An 18,970-nucleotide genomic window follows, 5' to 3' on the forward strand; every position below is an offset into this window, starting at 1 on the left:
TACAGGCACCGCGCCAATTACAAGACGGTTCAGGGCAACGTGGCCCGTGCCACGCGATTGCGGGCGTACTTCTGCAGATCGACGGTCGCGCCACCCACGGCCAGCGATTCAACGGCTTCTGCATTGCCGAAGACGACCTTGAACGGTGGCGTGCCGGTCAGATCACGCGCGTCGCCTTCCTTCGAAATGCCGCTGGCGAGCGTCTTGCCGGTCTTGTCCTTGATCTCGTACCAGGACGAACCGGAGAAGCGCACCGAGACCGAACCGCCGCCCGATTCAGCCGGCTTGGCAGCTTCTGTCGGCAGAGCAGCGGCCGGACCCTCGACGTTGATGACAGCCGGCTTGCCACCCGCAGCCGCTACGGCGGGCGCCGGAACGGCACCGTTGTCTGAACGCGGCAGCGTAGGCGGCGGCGCCAACGGCGCAGTCACCACACCCGAGGCCGGAGCGGCCGGTCTAACAGGCGTCAGCGGTGTCGGCATCGAAGCGGCCGGCGTCTCGGACGGAGCCTGCTCAGTTGCTGGAGCCACTTGCGCGGGCGCGGTTTGCTCCGCAGCCGGCGCCTCCTTCGCGGTGGATTCGGTGTTCTGCGTCGCTGCCGTTTGCGTAGCGAACCATTGCTTCAGACGGTCCATACCGGCCAGCGCACCGGCCGCCACAATCACCGCAACTAGCGCACCAATCAGCCAGCGGCCATTGCCGCCGCGACGCTTGGCGAAACTCGGCTTGTCCGAAAACGATTCACCCAGCCCGCCCTCGGGACGCAAGCCGATGTTGGTGATCGGCGCACGCGCGTTCAAACGCGCAAGCTGGTCATCGACATCGACCTGCAGGGCGCGCGCATAGGCGCGGATGAGGCCCTTGGTGAACGTCATGTCAGGCAACGCACTGACATCCGCCGATTCCACCGCCAACAACTTGCCCGGCGCCACCTTCAGGCGCGTGGCCAGATCGTCGACAGTCAGCCGTTGACGCTCACGGCCGGCACGCAGGCGTTCGGCAATCTCGCGCAGCGCATCGTCGCGCTCCGACGAAGGGGCGGCAGGCGGATTCGAGACAGGCGCCGCGCCATGAGAAAAATCGGCAGCGCTTGCCACGTCGCGGTCAGTCATCCCAGGCTCCTCGTTCGAATGCCGCCTCTTCGGGCGCATTGGGGAAGCGGCGCTGCAATTGCGCGCTCCATGCGTTCTGCTGCGAAGTGTCGCCGAGGCGCCGCGCGATGCGCGCGCCCAGCCATAGGCTTTCTGCCGTCGGATTGCCGCGGCCATTCACACGCTCGATAAACGGCATGGCACGCGAATATTCGCGGCGTTTGTAGTACAGCTGCGCCAATGTCAGGTTGGTCAGCGAATTGTTTGCGTCGATGTAGGTAGCGCGCGTCAGGCTCTTCTCCGCGCCCTCCAGATCGCCCTGACGCATCTGGCAAACGCCCAGGTTCGTCCACGGTTTGGCGGGGCTGCCGGCGGCCGGCGCCTCAATGGCCTGGCGCAGCATCGCCATGCCTTGATCCGGCTTGCCGCCTTGCGAGCACAGGAACCAGCCGTAGTTGTTCAGCAGGTCTCCATCTTGCGGCGTTGCTGCCAGAGCGCTGCGAAAACTCTCATCCGCCTGCTCGCGTTGGCCCAGGTTCATGTAAGCCAGCGCGCGAATGTGATACGCGTTCGGGACGCTCGGATCGATCGCGATGGCATTCTTGATTTCCTCAAGCGCTGTCGCACTCTGGCCGGCTTCCAGGTATTGCGTCGCGAGTTGCAATCGGATCGCCGCCCGACGACCGACGTCGGCCTTTTGTTCGGGGACGGTTGTCACTTCTCGTGTCTGAGTCTGGACCGGCGGCGACAATGCGCACCCGGCGGCTGCCAGCATAAAGACCAGACTGACAGCAGTCGACCAACGCTTCATGCGGTACCCATGCGGTGAGTGGAGTCGGCCCCGACCACCGGGATCTCGACGATCTTGCCGAACTTCCCGCGCTCGGCCAGGCGTGTGCGATCTTTGACCTCACCGGCGAGCTGACCGCAAGCCGCATCGATGTCATCGCCCCGCGTCTTGCGGATGGTGGTGACGATGCCGGCATCCAGCAGCACTTGCGAGAAGCGGCGGATCTGCTCATTGTTCGAGCGCTTCAAGCCCGATTCCGGAAACGGGTTGAAGGGGATCAGGTTGAACTTGCACGGCACGTCGGCCACGACGCGCAGCAGTTCACGGGCATGCTCGACGGTGTCATTGACACCATCCAGCATGCAGTATTCAAAGGTGATGAAATCGCGCGGCGCGAACTCGAGATAGCGGCGGCAAGCAGCCATCAGTTCGGCCAGCGGGTACTTCTTGTTGAGCGGCACGAGCACGTCACGCAGCGCATCATTGGATGCATGCAGCGACACGGCAAGTGCCACAGGCACATCGCGCGCAAGACGGTCCATCATCGGCACGACGCCGGAGGTGGATACCGTTACGCGACGGCGTGAAAGGCCATACGCGTTGTCGTCCAGCATCAGCGCCAGAGCGGGCACCACGGCGTCGTAATTCAGCAGCGGCTCGCCCATGCCCATCATGACCACATTGGTGATGACGCGGTCGTCTTTCGGACCACGGCCGAGCTGTTTGCGCATAGCGAATTCCGCCATCCAGAGCTGACCGATGATCTCGCCAGTGCTCAGATTGCGCGAGAAACCCTGCTTGCCGGTCGAACAGAACCGGCAGTTGACGGCACACCCCGCCTGAGACGATACGCACAACGTGCCGCGCGTCTCTTCGGGGATGTAGACCGTCTCGACGGCATTGCCCTGCCCCACGTCGACCAGCCACTTGCGCGTGCCATCCGACGAAAGGTGATCGGTAATGACCGCCGGCGCCTGGATGTTGGCGCGGGTCGCAAGCTTTTCGCGCAGCGACTTGGCGAGATCGGTCATCTCGCCAAAATCGGACGCGCCCGACTGATGAATCCAGCGCTGCAACTGCTTGGCGCGAAACGACTTCTCACCCAGGCTCTCGCAGTACGCGAGAAGGCCGTGTGCGTCGAAATCGAGGAGATTCACCACATCGCTCATGACTTGCAACCCGAAACCACAACCCCAGTCTAGTGTTGACGCTTAGCGGCTGTAAATGTTCAGGCCCGGGAAGAAGAAGGCTACTTCCACGGCAGCCGTTTCAGCTGCGTCCGAACCATGCACGGCGTTGGCGTCGATGCTGTCAGCGAAGTCGGCGCGGATCGTGCCCTTCTCAGCCTTCTTCGGATCGGTTGCGCCCATCAGGTCACGGTTCTTGGCGATTGCGTTTTCGCCTTCCAGCGCCTGCACCATCACCGGGCCCGAGATCATGAAGTCCACCAGGTCCTTGAAGAACGGGCGCTCCTTGTGCACAGCGTAGAACTGTTCGGCTTCAGCGCGCGACAGGTGGATCATCTTGGCTGCGACGATCTTCAGGCCGGCACCTTCGAAGCGGGCGTAGATCTGGCCGATGACATTCTTGGCCACGGCATCCGGTTTGATAATCGACAAAGTGCGTTCGAGCGCCATCAAAAACTCCAAAAAATGAAGGTGTTACGTGAAAGATAAACGTTAAATTCTAACACGGGAGGCAACCGGATTGGATGTCAAGCGGTGCAACCGGATGTGACGCGCGGTGGCCGCGGCGGGAGGCGGCACAGTCACTTCCCGCCGAGCAGCCTTCCAGCCCGATGAACACGGCTTAGCATCCCCTTATCGAGAGCACGAAAAGTCACGTCCGAAGGGCATTTTCCGTCCCGATTGCCCTCCCGCCGCCGGAACCGCGTGGCATGCTGGCCCTCCAAGCAAAGGACGATGCGGCTTGCAAAAGCCAACTTTGGATGCCACATTCGCTGTGTCGTCACATTGTCTGCAATGTCATTCACCCAAGGAGTTCGCATGGACAACCAACTCAACACGTACGGTTTTGGCGCTTCCGGCACCGCCGGCGCGTTGGCCGTCCGCAACCGTGTGCTGCGCAATACCTATTGGCTGCTCGCGCTTTCCATGATCCCCACCATCCTCGGTGCGTGGATTGGTGTCGCCACCGGATTCAACCTGATGGGACGTAACCCGCTGATGGGTTTCGTCATCTTCATGGCAGTGGCCTTTGGCTTCTTCTACGCCATTGAGCGCTTCAAGAACAGCGGCCTGGGCGTGGCGCTGCTGCTCGGCTTCACGTTCTTCATGGGGCTGATGCTGTCGCGGCTGATCGGCATGATTCTGGGCTTCTCGAACGGTGCGTCGCTCGTCATGACGGCGTTCGGCGGCACGGCGATCATCTTCGGTGTGATGGCGACGGTCGCCACGGTCAGCAAGCGCGATTTCTCGGGCCTGGGTAAGTGGCTGTTCATGGGCGTGCTGGTGCTGATCGTTGGCTCGGTGGCCAATATCTGGCTGCAATTGCCGGCGATGATGCTGACGATCTCGGTGCTGGCCATCGCGATCTTCTCTGCCTACATCCTGTTCGACGTACAGCGCATCGTGAACGGCGGCGAGACCAACTACGTGACCGCCACCCTGGCGATCTACCTCGACGTCTACAACATCTTCACGAACCTGCTGGCGATCCTGGGCATCTTCGGCGGGAATCGTAACTAAGCACGCACAGCACGCTGGCAACAGCGCAGCGAAAAAAAAACCGGCGCCTGGTGCGCCGGTTTTTCTTTGTCCGTGAGACGCGGAATCGCTCAGATCAGTCGCGCTCGAACACCGCCATCGACTCGACATGCGACGTGTGCGGGAACATGTTCACCACGCCCGCACCCGCCAGTCGGTAGCCTGCCTCGTGCACCAGCAAGCCCGCGTCGCGCGCCAACGTCGCAGGATTGCACGACACATAGACGATGCGCTTCGGCAGCAAATCCGCCTCCTCACCGCCGCGCTGCGACAGCTCGGCCAGCGCCTTCGACACAGCCAGTGCGCCTTCGCGCGGCGGATCGACCAGCCAGCGATCAAACTTGCCCAACGCGGCGATATCGTCAGCAGTCACTTCAAACAGGTTGCGACAAGCGAACTTCGTCTTCGCGTCCAAGCCGTTGTGCTGCGCGTTGGCGAGCGCACGCGTGGTCAACGCCTCGCTGCCTTCAATGCCCATGACTTCGCGCGCACGCGTTGCCATCGGCAGCGTGAAATTGCCGATACCGCAGAACAGGTCGAGCAGCCGATCGCCCGGCTGCGCGTCGAGCAGTTTCAGCGCGCGCGACATCAGCACCCGGTTGATCTGGTGATTGACCTGCGTGAAATCCGTCGGCTTGAACGGCATGGTGATGCCGAACTCGGGCAACGTGTACGTCAGCGTGCGATCGAGCGGATAGAACGGATAGACCGTATCCGGGCCCTTCGGCTGCAGCCAGAACTGGATGTTGTGATGATCGGCGAAAGCACGCAGCTCCGCCTCATCCTCAGCGGTAATCGGCTCTAGGTTGCGCAACACCAGCGCGGTTACATCCTGGCCGACCGCCAGTTCGATCTGCGGCATACGTTGTACGATCGACAGGCGGCCCACCAATTCGCGCAACGGAACCAGCAGCGCGGACACGTGCGGCGGCAACACCTCGCACGACGTCATGTCCGCCACATAGCTGCTCTTGCGCTCGTGAAAACCCACCAGTACGCCGCCTTTGGCGGCAACATGGCGCACGGTCAAACGCGCGCGATAGCGGTAGCCCCAATCCGGGCCGGCAATTGGCCGGAACACCACGTCCGGACGCAGCTTGGCGAGATGCCACAGGTCGTCTTCCAGCACGCGCTGCTTGATCGCAACCTGTGCGCGCGAATCCAGATGCTGCATCGAGCAGCCACCGCACACGCCAAAGAACTTGCACTGCGGCGTCACGCGTGAAGCAGACTGGCGCAGAATGTTGACGACACTCGCTTGCTCGTACGACGGCTTTACGCGGTGACTGCGGTACATGACCCGCTCCCCCGGCAACGCGCCTTCCACGAACACAACCTTCCCCGGCGTGCCGTCCTCGTTGGTCAAACGGCCGATGCCGCGCGCCTCGCCATCCAGCGAGACGATGTCGAGCGGACCGGCCACGGGCAATTCTGGCTTGCGGCGGCCACGAGGCTTGGCCGGCGGCGTATTCGGCGCGACCGTTGCTGGAGCAGAAGAGGAAGGCGTGACGTTGGGTGCAGCTTGAGACACGAGCGAGCCTGGGCAAAATGAGGGCAAGGGCGGCATTGTAAGACACCGGAGGACCAGCATGGGCACCGTCATCCTGACGTGGAATATCCAGTGGGGCCGTGGCGCCGACGGGCACGTCAGCCTCGCGCGCCAACTCAAGCAAGCGCGGGAGATGGCCGAATTCGATGTGCTGTGCCTGCAGGAAGTCACCTCCGGCTTCAGCGATCTGCCGGGGCAACCGGGCGCGGACCAATGGAGCGAGCTCGCCGACGCGCTTGGCAGCGAGTACACCGTCATCGGCGGCTTCGCGCTGGAGCGCCACAACGGCGCGCATGTGCAGCGCTTCGGCAACGCCATTGCCACCCGCCTGCCCGTGCATTACATCCAGCGCCATGCATTGCCCTGTCCGCCGGATACCACACCGTACATGCCGCGCATGGCCATTGAGGCGATCGTGCAGGCGGCGTTTGGTGCCTTGCGCATCGTCACCACGCATCTGGAGTACTACTCGGAGCTGCAACGTGTGGCGCAAATCGATGCGCTGCGAGCCATCCACACGGAAGGTTGCGCGCGAGCGAATCAACCAGCCACGCTTGGCGCAGAACCCGAAGCGGGCCCTTTCCGGCCGCTCGCGCAGACCAAGGCAACCATCATCTGCGGTGATTTCAACTGCAAGGCGGATTCCATGCCCAAGCGCTTGGCCACCGCGCCATTCGCTCGCGAACCCGCTTTGCATGATGCGTGGGAGATTGCGCACGGCGCAACGCCGCAGCCGCCGACCTTCGGTGTCTACGACCGCGCTGACTGGACTGAACCAGCCTACGCGTGCGATTTCATGCTGATTAGCGAGCCACTGAAACCGCGTGTGCTGCGCCTGGAAATCAACAGCGCTACACAGGCATCGGATCATCAACCGATGCTGCTGGAGCTGCGGAACGACTGAAAAAGGGGAACGAAAGAAGGGACAGTGGCGCCTTACAGCACCGCGTCCTTGCGTACGCCCTGAGAGGCGAAATGGCGCTTTAGCTTGACCAGGGCTTCCTGCTGGATCTGCCGCACGCGTTCGCGCGTCAAACCCATCTCGGCGGCCAGTTCTTCCAGCGTCGCTGGTTCGATGTAGTTGAGGCCAAAGCGGCGCTCGACCACATAGCGATGCTTGTCGGACAAGCGTGCGAGCCACGACTTCATCAACTGCGACAGCTCGCGATGGGCCACTTCCTGATCCGGCGATGCGCCATGCTCGTCCGATAGGAAGTCGAGCAGGCTCGTGCCCGGATCAAGATCGAACGGCGTATCCAGCGAAGTCGTGTGCTCGTTGAGCGAGAGCACGTCCTGCACTTCCTCCGTGGTCTTGCCAAGCAGGTGGGCGATGTCTTCAAGGCTTGCGTCTCGGCCATCCACGCCGCTCTTTTCCAGATGGCGCTTAGCGCGCAGCACCTGATTGAGCTCGCGAATCACATGCACCGGCAAACGGACGGTGCGCGCCTGATTCATGATCGCGCGCTCGATGCTTTGGCGGATCCACCACGTTGCATACGTCGAGAAGCGGAACCCGCGTTCCGGATCGAACTTTTCGATCGCGTGCATTAGACCCAGGTTGCCCTCCTCGATCAGATCGAGCAGCGGCACACCGCGGTTCAAATAACCCTTGGCGATACTCACGACCAGGCGAAGGTTGCGCTCGATCATGACCTGGCGCGCTGCGAATTCGCCGGCCTTGGCCAGCGTCGAAAAATGCAGTTCTTCTGCTGGCGTCAGGAGCGGCTTGATGCTGATGCGATTGAGATAGTGCTGAACAGTGTCGGCGGCCAGCTCGGCCTGCAGCACCTTGCGGAAATCTTCCTCGGGTGCGGCCTCCTCGGCCTCTTCGCCCTCCTCCTCTTCTTCGTCCGACTCGTCAGCACTGTCGGACGTGTCGTTCAGATCGGCGGAATCGGCAACAGGGAGGTCGTCGACAAGCGCATCGACGACTTCGATCTCTTCAGCAGGAGGCTGCGCCGCACCGCGCGCACGCCGCCCAGCGCGCCCGTTTGGGGTGCGCTGGCCCTCTACAGCAGCGTCGATGTTGTCATCGGCTGGGGTGACGGGCGTGGCGGCTTTCTGGCGCGGCATGCATTCCTCTATTGAGGCGGCAAGTAGCGCATCGGATCGACCGGCTTACCGTTGCGGCGCACTTCAAAATGAAGCTTCACGCGATCCGCATCGGTACTGCCCATTTCGGCGATCTTCTGCCCTTTCTTGACCGTGGATTGCTCGGTGACCAGAACCTTGTCGTTGTTGCCGTAGGCGGTCAGGAACGTGTCGTTGTGTTTGATGATGACAAGATTCCCGTACCCACGCAAGGGTCCAACGTGGATCACTTTTCCATCGTCAGCAGCGACCACCGCATCGCCACGTTTGCCGCCAATGTCGATGCCCTTGTTGCTCTTGTCATCGAAACGGTTGATGAGTGAGCCGCGTGCCGGCCAGCCCAGCGAGATTGCACTGTCGCTTGCCCCGGCAGGAGCGCTGGACGACGCAGTGGGCGGCGGCGTGACCGCGATGGAATCGACTGGCTGCGTAGTTGTATTGGTCGGGCGAACCGGCGTAACGACGGCCCCAGTGCTGCTGACATCCGCGTTCGGCGGTACAACGCGCAACAACTGATCGACTTCGATCTGGTTCGGGTTGGCGATATTGTTCCAGGCTACCAGGTCTCGCGGCGCCTGGCCGTTACGCAATGCGATGCTGTACAAGGTATCGCCACGCTTGACACGATAGTAGCCGGGGGGCGGCGGCTCTTGCGACACGGTGCCAGTGTTGCCTGCACGCGAGGTGCGGTCGAGAACAGGGGCCTGGTTGCCGGAGGATGCGCAAGCCGCCAGTAGTGCGGCCGACACCATCGCCACGGCGAGCCGGCCTGCGCGTGCGGGGCTTGGACGGTTCATGGAGCTCCGGGAAATGAACATGCTAAACAGTTCCTGATTTTAACGGGACAAAGAAAACGCCTTCAAGCGCGGTACTGTGAAACTCGAAGCGGCTGCGGCGCTCAATGAGAACGAGCTGCTGCGCCGGACCGCTGTTGCGGTCGGTGGCAACGGGGGCGATCAGCCGGCCGCCGACGGTCAGCTGGTCGAGCAGCGCCTGCGGCACCTCCAGCCCCGCTGCCGCCAGGATGATGGCGTCGAACGGCGCGGCCTTCGGCAGCCCGAGCATGCCGTCGCCATAGTGCAGGCGGATGTTTGGCACGCGGAGTGGCCGCAAGTTCGCTTTGGCTTTTTCATGCAGCGGGCGAACGCGCTCGATCGAGTACACCTCATCCGCCAGTTGCGCCAGAACAGCTGCCTGGTAGCCACAGCCCGTACCGATTTCCAGCACGCGCGCGAGCGGCATGCCGGTGCGGCGCGACCGTCCATTCAACAACAACTCGATCATCCGCCCGACCACTGACGGCTTCGAGATCGTTTGCTGATGACCAATCGGCAATGCGGAGTCTTCATACGCCTGCGACGCCAGGCCGGCATCGACAAACAGATGGCGTGGCACGGTGCCGATTGCAGCGAGCACGCGCTTGTCACTCACGCCCCCTCCTTGCACACGGCCAACCAATGTCTGACGCGCGCGGTCCGACGCCATGCCGCCCGCCGCCGCATGCGCTGCCGCCGTGCGTGCCTGCACGGCGCTCGCAGCGACGGCGCCGACCGCAGCGTCGACCCCCGCCACGCGTTGCGGCGCAGGTGCGGGGGCGGCAGCGGGCGACGCGCGCTCCACGGATGCCGCACGCACCGGCGTGGGGCGTGAGACTGCGCTTACCCCGGACGAGATTCGCGTTTTACGCTGGGGCTCCGCCGGCTTACGCTCGACCACTGCATCGAGCGTCAACGGGAAGCGCCGGTCGCGCGGGCGTTCAGACATGAGCCACCCGGCCGATCATGGTGTCTGCCAGCGGCGCACCGTGCGCAGTTGGGCTGTATCGGTCAGATCGAGCTGCAGCGGCGTCAGCGAGACGAAGCCGTGCGCAACGGCGTGAAAATCGGTGCCCTCGCTGGCGTCTTTTGCATCGCCGGCGGCACCGACCCAGAAGATCGGCTCGCCGCGTGGATTGGCTTGGCGGATCACCGGCTGCGACTGATGCCGCTTGCCCAGACGCGTCGCACGCCAACCTGCCAGCTCGGCGTACGGCAGATTCGGGATGTTGACGTTCAGCAGGACCGGCCCGTCCAGCGGATCGGACAGATAGCGCTCGACCACCTCGCGGGCAACGCGCTCGGCGGCGTCGAGGTGCGTCCAGCCCTTGTCGGCCTGCGAGAACGCAATCGACGGAATACCGAACAGGTAACCTTCGATGGCGGCGGCGACCGTGCCGGAATACAGCACGTCTTCACCCATGTTCTGGCCCTGGTTGATACCGGAGACGACCAGATCGGGCTTCTCTTCGATCATGCCGGTGAGCGCGATGTGCACGCAATCCGTCGGCGTGCCGTTGACGAAGCGAAAACCCTTCTGGGCACCTTCCGTCGCCTCGAACACCGAAAGCGGACGCTGCAGCGTCAGCGAGTTGGACGCGCCGCTGTGGTTCTGTTCTGGTGCGACCACCGTCACGCGGCCGAGGGGGCTCAGCGCGCGGTGCAGCGCTGCAAGCCCGGGGGCGAGGTATCCGTCGTCGTTGGCAATGAGAATATGCATGGCGCGGATTGTAACCGAGCAACGTTCGCGAATCGTGCTTGGGCACACGTTCTACACGCTTACAAAATATGCATCGACAGGCTGGACGCTTCATCGCAGCCGGTCAAATCGAACGATCGTGCTTTTATTCGGTTACACTGGCAGACGAGATCGCGTGCAATGCATGCGAGATGGCGAACAATCCAACGCAAGACTGTTGAGGAGACACATGATGAAAGCCGTCGTCTGCAAGACCTGGGGCCCGCCCGAATCGCTGGTGATCGAAACATTGCCGGATCTCTCGCCGGGTGCGGGCGAAGTCGTGATCGACGTGAAGGCTGCGGGGGTGAATTTTCCTGACGTGCTGATCATCCAGAATAAGTACCAGTTCAAGCCGGAGCTGCCGTTTACCCCCGGCTCGGAAGTCGCGGGCGTGGTCAATGCAGTAGGCGAAGGCGTGTCGCACCTCAAGGCCGGCGACCACGTGATCGCCTTTCTTGGCCAGGGCGCGTTTGCTTCACAGGTGAAGGCATCGGCCAAGGTGGTGATGCCGATGCCGCCGGGCATGGCGTTCGACACCGCTGCGGCATTCACGCTCACGTATGGTACGTCGCACCACGCGGTGGTCGATCGCGGGCAACTGAAGGCTGGTGAGACGATGCTGGTGCTGGGCGCTGCGGGCGGCGTCGGGCTGGCGGCCATCGAGATCGGCAAGGCGATCGGCGCACGCGTGATCGCCGCAGCATCGAGCGACGAGAAGCTGGCGGTCTGCAAGGACCACGGCGCTGATGCGCTCATCAACTATTCTACCGAAGACCTGCGCGAGCGCATCAAGGAATTGACCGACGGCAAGGGCCCGGACGTGATCTACGACCCGGTTGGGGGCATTTACGCGGAGCCGGCATTCCGCTCGATCGCCTGGCGTGGCCGCTACCTCGTGGTCGGCTTTGCCAATGGCGAGATCCCCAAGATGCCGCTAAACCTGGCACTGCTGAAAGGCGCATCGCTGGTTGGCGTGTTCTGGGGCGAATTCGCACGCCGCGAGCCGAAGGCGAATTTGGCGAACATGATGCAGATGCTCGGCTGGATGCAGGAGGGTAAGATTCGTCCGCACATCTCTGCGCGCTATCCGCTGGAGCAGACGACGCAGGCGCTGCTGGACATGGCGGCGCGCAAGGTGACGGGCAAGGTGGTGATCCAGCCTTAAAGACTTAGGCGCCAGACAAAAAAAGCCGCGCAGGCGATCAACCTGCGCGGCTTTCTCTTTGGTACAACGGGTTATCAGGCCGCTTCTTCGAGCGTCGGATAGTCGGTATAGCCCTTTTCCTGGCCACCGTAGAACGTTTCGCGATCTGGCTTGTTCAGCGATGCGCCGGCACGGAAGCGCGCCACCAGGTCAGGGTTGGCGATGAACGGGCGGCCGAACGCCACGGCATCAGCCAGACCGGAAGCGATCATCTGCTCCCCCTCTTCCGCCGTGTATTGGCCGCACACGATAAGCGTGCCCTTGAAGGCGTCGCGCAGTTGGCGGCGGAAATCGTTGCTCAGTTCGGGGCCGCCTGCCCAATCCGGTTCGGCGATGTGCAGGTAGGCGATACCGCGCTTGGTCAACTCGCGAGCGAGGTACAGCGCGCTTTCTTCTGTTTGCTCGTCGGCAATGTCGTGAGCCACGAAGTGCGGCGACAGGCGGATGCCGACGCGGTCTGCGCCAATCTCGGCGATGGCGGTGTCGACCACTTCGAGGATCAGGCGGGCGCGGTTTTCCAGCGAGCCGCCGTATTGGTCGGTGCGCTGGTTGCTGTTGGTCGACAGGAATTGGTGTAGCAGGTAACCGTTGGCGGCATGGATTTCAACGAAGTCGAAACCGGCGCGGCGCGCACGCAGAACGGCCTGGCGGTATTGCGCGATCACACCGGGGATTTCTTCCGTGGCAAGAGCGCGCGGCTCGCTGGTCGGCACATTGGCGGGCGTGCCGTCGGGCTGCACGACAAAGCTCTGCGCGCCCTTGGCGACGATGGCTGACGGCGCGACGGGAGCCTGGCCGTTTTCCTGCAGCAGCGTGTTGGAAATGCGGCCCACGTGCCAAAGCTGTTGCGAGATGCGGCCGCCCTTGGCGTGCACAGCATCCACCACGGTTTTCCAGCCCGCTTCCTGTGCGTCGGTGTACATGCCCGGCGTCCAGGCGTAGCCCTGGCCCTGGCGGGAAATTTGCGTCGCTTCCGTAACGATCAGACCAGCAGTTGCACGCTGCGCGTAGTAAGTCACGTTCAGTTCGGTCGGCACGTCACCTGGCTGGCCGGCGCGCGAGCGTGTAAGGGGTGCCATGACGACACGATTGGCGAGGGTCGTACGGCCGGTCTGAACCGGGGACAGCAGTTGTTGAGTCATATCAGCTCCTGGAAGAGGGACTATTCGACCGGTCATCTAGAACCGGAATCAAAGAAAAAGCGAGGAACGTGCCTCGCAGGCAATTGGTTTCAGAATGGAATCAGTGTTTGGGCTTGGCTAGCAGCATTTCCGTTTGCGCGACACAGCTCTTGAACGCGTCGACCGTGCGGTGCGCCTTGGCCAGCAGTGCACCACCCATCCACATGGCGTACAGGCCTTCGGCCAGTTCGTGCGCGTCCTGCACCGGCGCCAACGAGCCGTCGGCGACACCGGCCTCGATCGCGGTGGCGATGCGCTCGACCATGCGCGTCATCCCTGCCGACAACACCTTGCGCATCGGCTCCGACAAATCCGATACCTCGCCTGAAAGCTTGACCGCCAGGCACGTGACTTCGCACGCGCTGCGCTCATGCAGATCGATCCAGGCCAAGAAATAGCGCAGCAGCCGCTCACGGGCGGTGATGCGCGTGTCGTTGAACAGGCTGACAACGCCCGCGTCGTAGTCCTGGAAATAGCGCTCCAGCATGGCGACGCCAAAATCTTCCTTCGACCCGAAGTAGTAATAAAACGAGCCCTTGGGTACCTGCGCACGGCCCAGGATTTCCGCCAACCCGACGGCCGAAAAACCGCGCCCGAGGATCAGCTCGGCACCAGCGTCCAGGATGCGGTCGCGGGTGTCGTGCCGGGCTTCGGCGCCTTCAGCGGTGGCGGGTTCGGGGTGCTTACTCATGGTGGATCGCATTGTAGTAGACCGACCGTCTAGCTGCATGACCCTGCTCTAGGCAGGGTCGATGTGACGTTCGCATCGTTGGCTCGCGCGCTCAGAGCTTTTCGGTTTCGCCGCTCTTCGGTTGCCAGCGCATCAGGCGTTTTTCCATCAAGCCTACGAGCCAGTCCAGCACGAGCGCAAATACCGTCAGCACGACGATGCCCGCAAAGACGGTGTTGATGTCGAACGTGCCCTCTGCCTGGAGGATCAGGTAACCGACACCGCGCGCGGAGCCGAGGTACTCGCCCACCACCGCCCCGACGAAGGCCAGGCCCACGGACGTATGCAGCGATGAGAACACCCAGCTCGTCGCGCTCGGCAGATAGACGAAGCGCAGCAGCTGCCGCTGCGATGCGCCCAGCATGCGCGCATTGGCCAGCACGACCGGGCTCACTTCCTTCACGCCCTGATAGACGTTGAAGAAGACGATGAAGAACACCAGCGTCACTGCCAGCGCGACCTTTGACCAGATACCCAGTCCGAACCACACGCCAAAGATCGGCGCCAAGATCACGCGCGGCATCGAGTTGGCGGCCTTGATGTATGGATCAAGCACCGCCGAGGCCGCCGGGCTCAGCGCCAGCCACAGGCCTGCGCCCAGGCCGGTGGCCGTGCCGATGGCAAATGCCAGCACTGTCTCGGCCAGCGTCACGCCAAGGTGCTGATAGATATCGCCTTCGGTGACGAACCACGCCCAGACGCGCTGGGCAACGATGAGCGGTTCCCCGAAGAAGAACGCGACTTCCTGCGAGCGCGTGGCGAAGTGCCACACGCCCAACGTGACGACCAGTAGGCCAAGCTGCCAGGTGCGCAGCGCAAATGGAGAAAGCGGACGGTTAGCCATGGATGCAATCGATCAGATTCAGGTCAAGCCACGCGGCGGTGCTGCGCATAGCCCTTGAGCACTTCTTCGCGCAGGACATCCCAGATGCGCGAGTGCAGATCGACAAAGCCGGCCTGATCGCGAATCTCTGCCACATCGCGCGGGCGCGGAAGGTCGATGGTGAATTCGCCGATCGGGTGCGTGCCGGGGCCGGCAGCCAGAACGACCACGCGGTCGCTCATGGCAATCGCTTCGTCCAGATCGTGCGTGATAAACAGCACCGCCTTACGCTTGGCGGCCCAGAGATCGAGCACCTCGTTTTCCATCAACTGGCGCGTCTGAATATCGAGCGCAGAAAACGGCTCGTCCATGAGGATGATGTCGGGGTCGAGCACCAGCGTTTGCGCCAGGCTTACACGCTTGCGCATGCCGCCGGAGAGTTGATGCGGGTAGCGGTCTTCAAAGCCGGCCAAACCCACGCGCGCAAGCCACGACATCGCCAAATCACGCGCCTCCTTGTCGGGCATGCCTTGAAACTCCAGCCCGGCCATCACGTTGTCGAGCGCGCTGCGCCATGGCATCAGCGCCTCGGCCTGGAACATGTAGCCGGCGCGACGGTTGATACCGACCAGCGGCTCGCCAAACACCCGCACCTGCCCGGAAGACGGCTGCAACAGGCCGGCCGCTAGATTCAGCAACGTGGATTTGCCGCAACCCGTCGGCCCCACCACCGAAACGAACTCGCCGGCATGCACCTCCAGCGAGGTGTTCTGCACAGCGGTGTAACGCTGGCCCGGCGTGTCGGGCGAGATGAACGTGCAGGTGATCTGATCGAACGAAAGCGCGGGATGGGACATGGTCTGCGGTCCAAAAGCAATGCGCCCGGGCGGAACCGGGCGCGTTGCTGAAAGCCTGTGGGACTTACTTGTACTTGGCGTTGGCCTTCTGCACGAAGGTATTGGTGAAGGTCTGGTCGAGCTTGATCTGCTTGCCCCTCACTTCCGCATCGAACTCCGACAGCGTGCGCAGCGCCGTAGCCGGGCCGTCGGCCGGCATCGTGCCATCCGGCGAGATGGCCTCACGCACCTTCTCCCACGCCGCCAGATACAGCGCACGGTCGCCCAAAAGATAGGCTTCGGGCACCGTCTTGACGATGTCCGACGGGCCCGCCTTTTGCAGCCACTTGAGCGCACGCACCATGGCGTTGGTCATCGCCTGCGTCGTGTTGGGATTCTTCTGGATGAACGCGGTAGACGCGTACAGGCAGCCGGCCGGCATGTTGCCGCCGAACACCGCCTTGGTTTCGGCCAGGGTGCGGGTATCGGACACGACGCGCACTTCGTTCTTTTGCGTGAGCATCGACATCACCGGGTCCAGGTTGGCCAGGGCATCGATCTGCCCAGCACGCACGGCGGCAATCGCTCCGCTGCTCGGGCCCACGCCAATGATCGACACTTCGTTCGGCTTGATGCCGGCGCGCGCCAGCACGTAGTTGACCATGATGTTGGTCGACGAACCGGGAGCCGTCACGCCGATCTTCTTGCCTTTCAAATCGGCAATCGACTTGTAGTTGGGCAGCGTCTTGTTGTTGACCGCCAGCACGATCTGTGGGGCCCGCCCTTGCAGCACGAACTCCTGGTACATCTGCCCCTTGGCCTGCAGCACCAGCGTGTGCTCGTACGCGCCGCTCACCACGTCGGCGCTGCCGCCAACCACGGCCTGCAGCGCTTTTGCGCCGCCGGCAAAGTCGACGATTTCAACGTCCAGGCCTTCGTCCTTGAAGTAGCCCAGGCGCTCGGCAATCGTCAGCGGCAGGTAGTAGAACAACGCCTTGCCGCCCACCGCGATGGTGACCTTGCTCTTTTCAGGTTTGCCCTGCGCCAGAACGGCTGGACTGGCAGCCAGCAGGCTCGTCGCACACAGTGCAGCGCCCATCCACTTTGCCCAGCGCCCAATGACTTGTGTCCCCATGCCTGTCTCCTGTTCTGTGCGTTCACTGCCTCGGCGGCGATATTACCGCAACGATTTGCAACACAACATGCGGGATCGTCCTAGCTGTCTAGCTTTTGGCTTCGGCAATGATGCCTTGCGAAACCAGCGCATCGATCTGCCCATCCGTCAGGCCGTGGCCGCGCAGTACGTCACGCGTGTGCTGGCCCAGGCGCGGCGCGCTCGCCTGCACGGCGCCCGGCGTGGCGGAAAGCTTGGGCACCACGCCCGGCATTTCCACCTCGATGCCCGACTGCGCGCGCACCGTTTCGATCACGCCGCGTGCGCGGTAGTGCGGGTCGGCAGCAATGTCTGCGACGGTGTAGATCGGACCGCAGGGCACTTCGGCCGCATGCAGCGCAGCCAGAACATCGGCGATGGGGAGCGTGCTTGTCCAAGCATTGACGGCAGCGTCGATTTCCTCGGCACGCGCCGCGCGGCCGTCGTTGCGGGCCAGGCCGGGATCGTCAGCCAGATCTTGCCGGCCCATGTGTTGCATCAGGCGGCGGAAGATGTTGTCGCCGTTGGCGGCAATCAGCACGTATTCGCCACCGGCGCAGCGATAGGCGTTCGACGGTGCGATACCCGGCAGCGCCCCGCCCGCCGGCTGGCGGATCGCGCCAAACACCGAATACTCCGGCAGTAGGCTCTCCGTCAGGTTGAACACGGATTCATAGAGCGCCACGTCGATCACCTGCCCCTTGCCGCCGCGCGCATCGCGTTCGTACAAGGCCAGCAACACGCCCAGCGCGCCATGCAGGCCGGCGATCGTGTCGCCAAGCGACAGCCCTGCGCGGGCAGGCGGCCGCCCTGGCTCACCGGTCAAATAGCGCAGGCCGGCCATGGCTTCTGCAATAGCCGCAAAGCCGGGCTCATCGCGTTTGGGCCCCGTCTGGCCATAGCCTGACACGCGCAACATGATGAGCTTCGGATTCACCGCCGAAAGCGCCTCGTACGAGAGCCCCCACTTTTCCATCGTGCCGGGCCGGAAGTTTTCGATCAGGACATCGGCTTCGGCCGCCAGCTTGCGTACGACTTCCTGCCCTTGCGGCACCCGCAGGTCGACACAGACCGACTGTTTGTTGCGCGACTGCGCCTCCCACCAGACTGATGTGCCCTCGTGCAGCATCCGCCATTTGCGCAGCGGGTCGCCCTGCCCCGGCGGCTCGATTTTGATGACCTGTGCGCCAAAGTCGGCGAGCGTCTTGGCTGCAAACGGCCCGGCAATCAGTTGCCCGAGTTCGAGCACGCGGATGTCCTGCAAAACCTGTGTCGGCATGGTCGTATGGAGTGGGAGAGCGTTGAATTCAGAGTACGGCGGAGTTGCCGAGCAGATGCGTCATCAACAGGCGAGCGGAGCTGGTCAGCGCCTCGGGGTCACGCACGCCCACCAGCAGGCGGCGATGCGCCCATTCGTCTTGGAGCGCCACGAGCGCCAGACCGGCGCCCGGCAGGCTCGATACATGGCTTTGTGCGGCGATGCGCGGCAACACGCCCACGCCAAGGCCAGAGGCCACCATCCGGCAGACGGCTTCAAAGCTGCGCACCTGGATGCGCAGGCGCAATGGCTTGCCCAGACGCAAGCTCTCGTCGACCAGTTGCGCGGCGAGCGACGTGCCCGGCGGCAGGCTGACGAAATCGAAGTCCAAGGCGTCGGCGAAATGAACCTGCTTGCGCGCGGCCAACGGATGCCCGCGGGGCGTGACCATGGCGAGATCGTCCTCGCGGTAGTCGAACGATTGCAGCCCTTCACACGGCGTACCGGCCGCGAAGATCCCAAGGTCTGCCCGGTTCTCGCGCAGCGCGGCAACGATGTCGCCGCTGTCCTGTTCTTCCAGCGCGATGCGGATCGCCGGGTTGGCCAGCATGAAGGCGGCCAGGTCGTCAGCCAGGAATTGCGTAATCGACGAAGTATTGGCCCACACGCGCACCAGCCCGCGCGTGCCGGCGGCAAAGTCGGACAGCGCACCGGCCATACGTTCGACGTCCTGCAAGATGCCGACAGCGTGGCGGAAGCACGCCTGCCCCGCTTCGGTCAGTTCTACACCCGCGGCATGGCGATACAGCAACGGCGCGCCCACGGCCGCTTCCAGATCGGAAATCCGCTTGCTGGCCGCCGCCACAGCCAGGTGCGATTGGCGCGCCCCGGCCGAGATGCTGCCCAGCCGAGCCACCGCCACAAAGAGGCCAAGGGTGACGAGATCGAAGCGGGCAAGATTCATGATGCAGATAATTCGGCG

19 protein-coding genes are annotated in these 18,970 nt (G+C 63.3%); 3 read left to right on the plus strand and 16 right to left on the minus strand.

What is annotated here, in order from left to right; genetic code table 11:
* Positions 1-29: 29 nt before the first annotated feature.
* The 4 genes from AAHM38_RS02175 to ndk are packed head-to-tail and all read right to left on the minus strand — an operon-like array spanning position 30 to position 3,518.
* Positions 30-1,112, minus strand: a complete 1,083-nt coding sequence (locus AAHM38_RS02175; RefSeq protein WP_012761770.1) for a RodZ domain-containing protein — start codon at positions 1,110-1,112, stop codon at positions 30-32.
* The gene (gene pilW / locus AAHM38_RS02180; protein ID WP_012761769.1) at positions 1,105-1,902 is read right to left on the minus strand and encodes a type IV pilus biogenesis/stability protein PilW; all 798 of its coding nucleotides are present in this window, start codon (positions 1,900-1,902) and stop codon (positions 1,105-1,107) included. The genes AAHM38_RS02175 and pilW overlap by 8 nt, the downstream gene beginning before the upstream one ends.
* Complete coding sequence (gene rlmN, locus AAHM38_RS02185) at positions 1,899-3,050, minus strand: 23S rRNA (adenine(2503)-C(2))-methyltransferase RlmN (RefSeq protein ID WP_012761768.1); 1,152 nt, start codon at positions 3,048-3,050, stop codon at positions 1,899-1,901. Before rlmN ends, pilW begins: the two co-directional genes overlap by 4 nt.
* Before the next feature lie 42 nt (positions 3,051-3,092).
* Complete coding sequence (gene ndk / locus AAHM38_RS02190) at positions 3,093-3,518, minus strand: nucleoside-diphosphate kinase (RefSeq protein WP_004626298.1); 426 nt, start codon at positions 3,516-3,518, stop codon at positions 3,093-3,095.
* 369 nt (positions 3,519-3,887) lie between these two features.
* Here ndk and AAHM38_RS02195 point away from each other — a divergent pair, with 369 nt between their 5' ends.
* The gene (locus tag AAHM38_RS02195) at positions 3,888-4,589 is read left to right on the plus strand and encodes a Bax inhibitor-1/YccA family protein (RefSeq protein WP_116574855.1); all 702 of its coding nucleotides are present in this window, start codon (positions 3,888-3,890) and stop codon (positions 4,587-4,589) included.
* Between the two features lie 94 nt (positions 4,590-4,683).
* Here the strand turns inward: AAHM38_RS02195 and rlmD are convergent, their stop codons facing one another.
* Positions 4,684-6,036, minus strand: a complete 1,353-nt coding sequence (gene rlmD, locus AAHM38_RS02200) for a 23S rRNA (uracil(1939)-C(5))-methyltransferase RlmD (protein ID WP_037027398.1) — start codon at positions 6,034-6,036, stop codon at positions 4,684-4,686.
* A gap of 160 nt (positions 6,037-6,196) precedes the next feature.
* Between rlmD and AAHM38_RS02205 the strand changes: the two genes are divergently transcribed.
* Positions 6,197-7,060 carry an endonuclease/exonuclease/phosphatase family protein gene (locus AAHM38_RS02205; protein WP_116574854.1) on the plus strand — a complete coding sequence of 288 codons (864 nt, stop codon included), beginning with the start codon at positions 6,197-6,199 and terminating at the stop codon, positions 7,058-7,060.
* 32 nt (positions 7,061-7,092) lie between these two features.
* Here AAHM38_RS02205 and rpoS read toward each other — a convergent pair whose 3' ends face one another.
* From rpoS to surE, 4 genes are read right to left on the minus strand one after another with little or no spacing between them, the layout of a single operon-like run.
* Positions 7,093-8,229, minus strand: a complete 1,137-nt coding sequence (gene rpoS / locus AAHM38_RS02210) for an RNA polymerase sigma factor RpoS (RefSeq protein WP_012435315.1) — start codon at positions 8,227-8,229, stop codon at positions 7,093-7,095.
* 8 nt (positions 8,230-8,237) lie between these two features.
* Complete coding sequence (locus AAHM38_RS02215) at positions 8,238-9,065, minus strand: peptidoglycan DD-metalloendopeptidase family protein (protein ID WP_004626287.1); 828 nt, start codon at positions 9,063-9,065, stop codon at positions 8,238-8,240.
* A gap of 1 nt (position 9,066) precedes the next feature.
* Positions 9,067-10,011 carry a protein-L-isoaspartate(D-aspartate) O-methyltransferase gene (locus AAHM38_RS02220; protein WP_012761762.1) on the minus strand — a complete coding sequence of 315 codons (945 nt, stop codon included), beginning with the start codon at positions 10,009-10,011 and terminating at the stop codon, positions 9,067-9,069.
* A 15-nt stretch (positions 10,012-10,026) separates the two neighbouring features.
* Positions 10,027-10,782: a 5'/3'-nucleotidase SurE gene (gene surE / locus AAHM38_RS02225; protein ID WP_009238415.1), complete on the minus strand. Its 756-nt coding sequence runs from the start codon at positions 10,780-10,782 to the stop codon at positions 10,027-10,029.
* A 211-nt stretch (positions 10,783-10,993) separates the two neighbouring features.
* Here surE and AAHM38_RS02230 point away from each other — a divergent pair, with 211 nt between their 5' ends.
* Positions 10,994-11,968, plus strand: a complete 975-nt coding sequence (locus tag AAHM38_RS02230; RefSeq protein ID WP_009238416.1) for an NADPH:quinone oxidoreductase family protein — start codon at positions 10,994-10,996, stop codon at positions 11,966-11,968.
* Positions 11,969-12,042: 74 nt separating this feature from the next.
* Here the strand turns inward: AAHM38_RS02230 and AAHM38_RS02235 are convergent, their stop codons facing one another.
* From AAHM38_RS02235 to AAHM38_RS02265, 7 genes are all read right to left on the minus strand, one after another.
* A complete protein-coding gene (locus tag AAHM38_RS02235) occupies positions 12,043-13,149 on the minus strand; it encodes an alkene reductase (protein ID WP_009238417.1) in 1,107 nt (368 codons plus the stop codon).
* Positions 13,150-13,249: 100 nt separating this feature from the next.
* Positions 13,250-13,879: a TetR/AcrR family transcriptional regulator gene (locus AAHM38_RS02240; protein WP_012761761.1), complete on the minus strand. Its 630-nt coding sequence runs from the start codon at positions 13,877-13,879 to the stop codon at positions 13,250-13,252.
* Positions 13,880-13,970: 91 nt separating this feature from the next.
* The gene (locus AAHM38_RS02245; RefSeq protein ID WP_009238419.1) at positions 13,971-14,762 is read right to left on the minus strand and encodes an ABC transporter permease; all 792 of its coding nucleotides are present in this window, start codon (positions 14,760-14,762) and stop codon (positions 13,971-13,973) included.
* Between the two features lie 23 nt (positions 14,763-14,785).
* Complete coding sequence (locus AAHM38_RS02250; protein WP_009238420.1) at positions 14,786-15,598, minus strand: ABC transporter ATP-binding protein; 813 nt, start codon at positions 15,596-15,598, stop codon at positions 14,786-14,788.
* 64 nt (positions 15,599-15,662) lie between these two features.
* Positions 15,663-16,712, minus strand: coding sequence for an ABC transporter substrate-binding protein (locus tag AAHM38_RS02255; RefSeq protein WP_116574852.1), 1,050 nt, complete (start codon positions 16,710-16,712; stop codon positions 15,663-15,665).
* A gap of 88 nt (positions 16,713-16,800) precedes the next feature.
* The gene (locus tag AAHM38_RS02260) at positions 16,801-18,009 is read right to left on the minus strand and encodes a CaiB/BaiF CoA transferase family protein (RefSeq protein ID WP_116574851.1); all 1,209 of its coding nucleotides are present in this window, start codon (positions 18,007-18,009) and stop codon (positions 16,801-16,803) included.
* Positions 18,010-18,037: 28 nt separating this feature from the next.
* Positions 18,038-18,952 carry a LysR substrate-binding domain-containing protein gene (locus tag AAHM38_RS02265; protein ID WP_012761758.1) on the minus strand — a complete coding sequence of 305 codons (915 nt, stop codon included), beginning with the start codon at positions 18,950-18,952 and terminating at the stop codon, positions 18,038-18,040.
* Positions 18,953-18,970: the final 18 nt, after the last annotated feature.

Origin of the sequence: Ralstonia sp. OTU4908, from assembly GCF_038440115.1 — a bacterium.
Classification (GTDB): Bacteria; Pseudomonadota; Gammaproteobacteria; order Burkholderiales; family Burkholderiaceae; genus Ralstonia; species Ralstonia pickettii.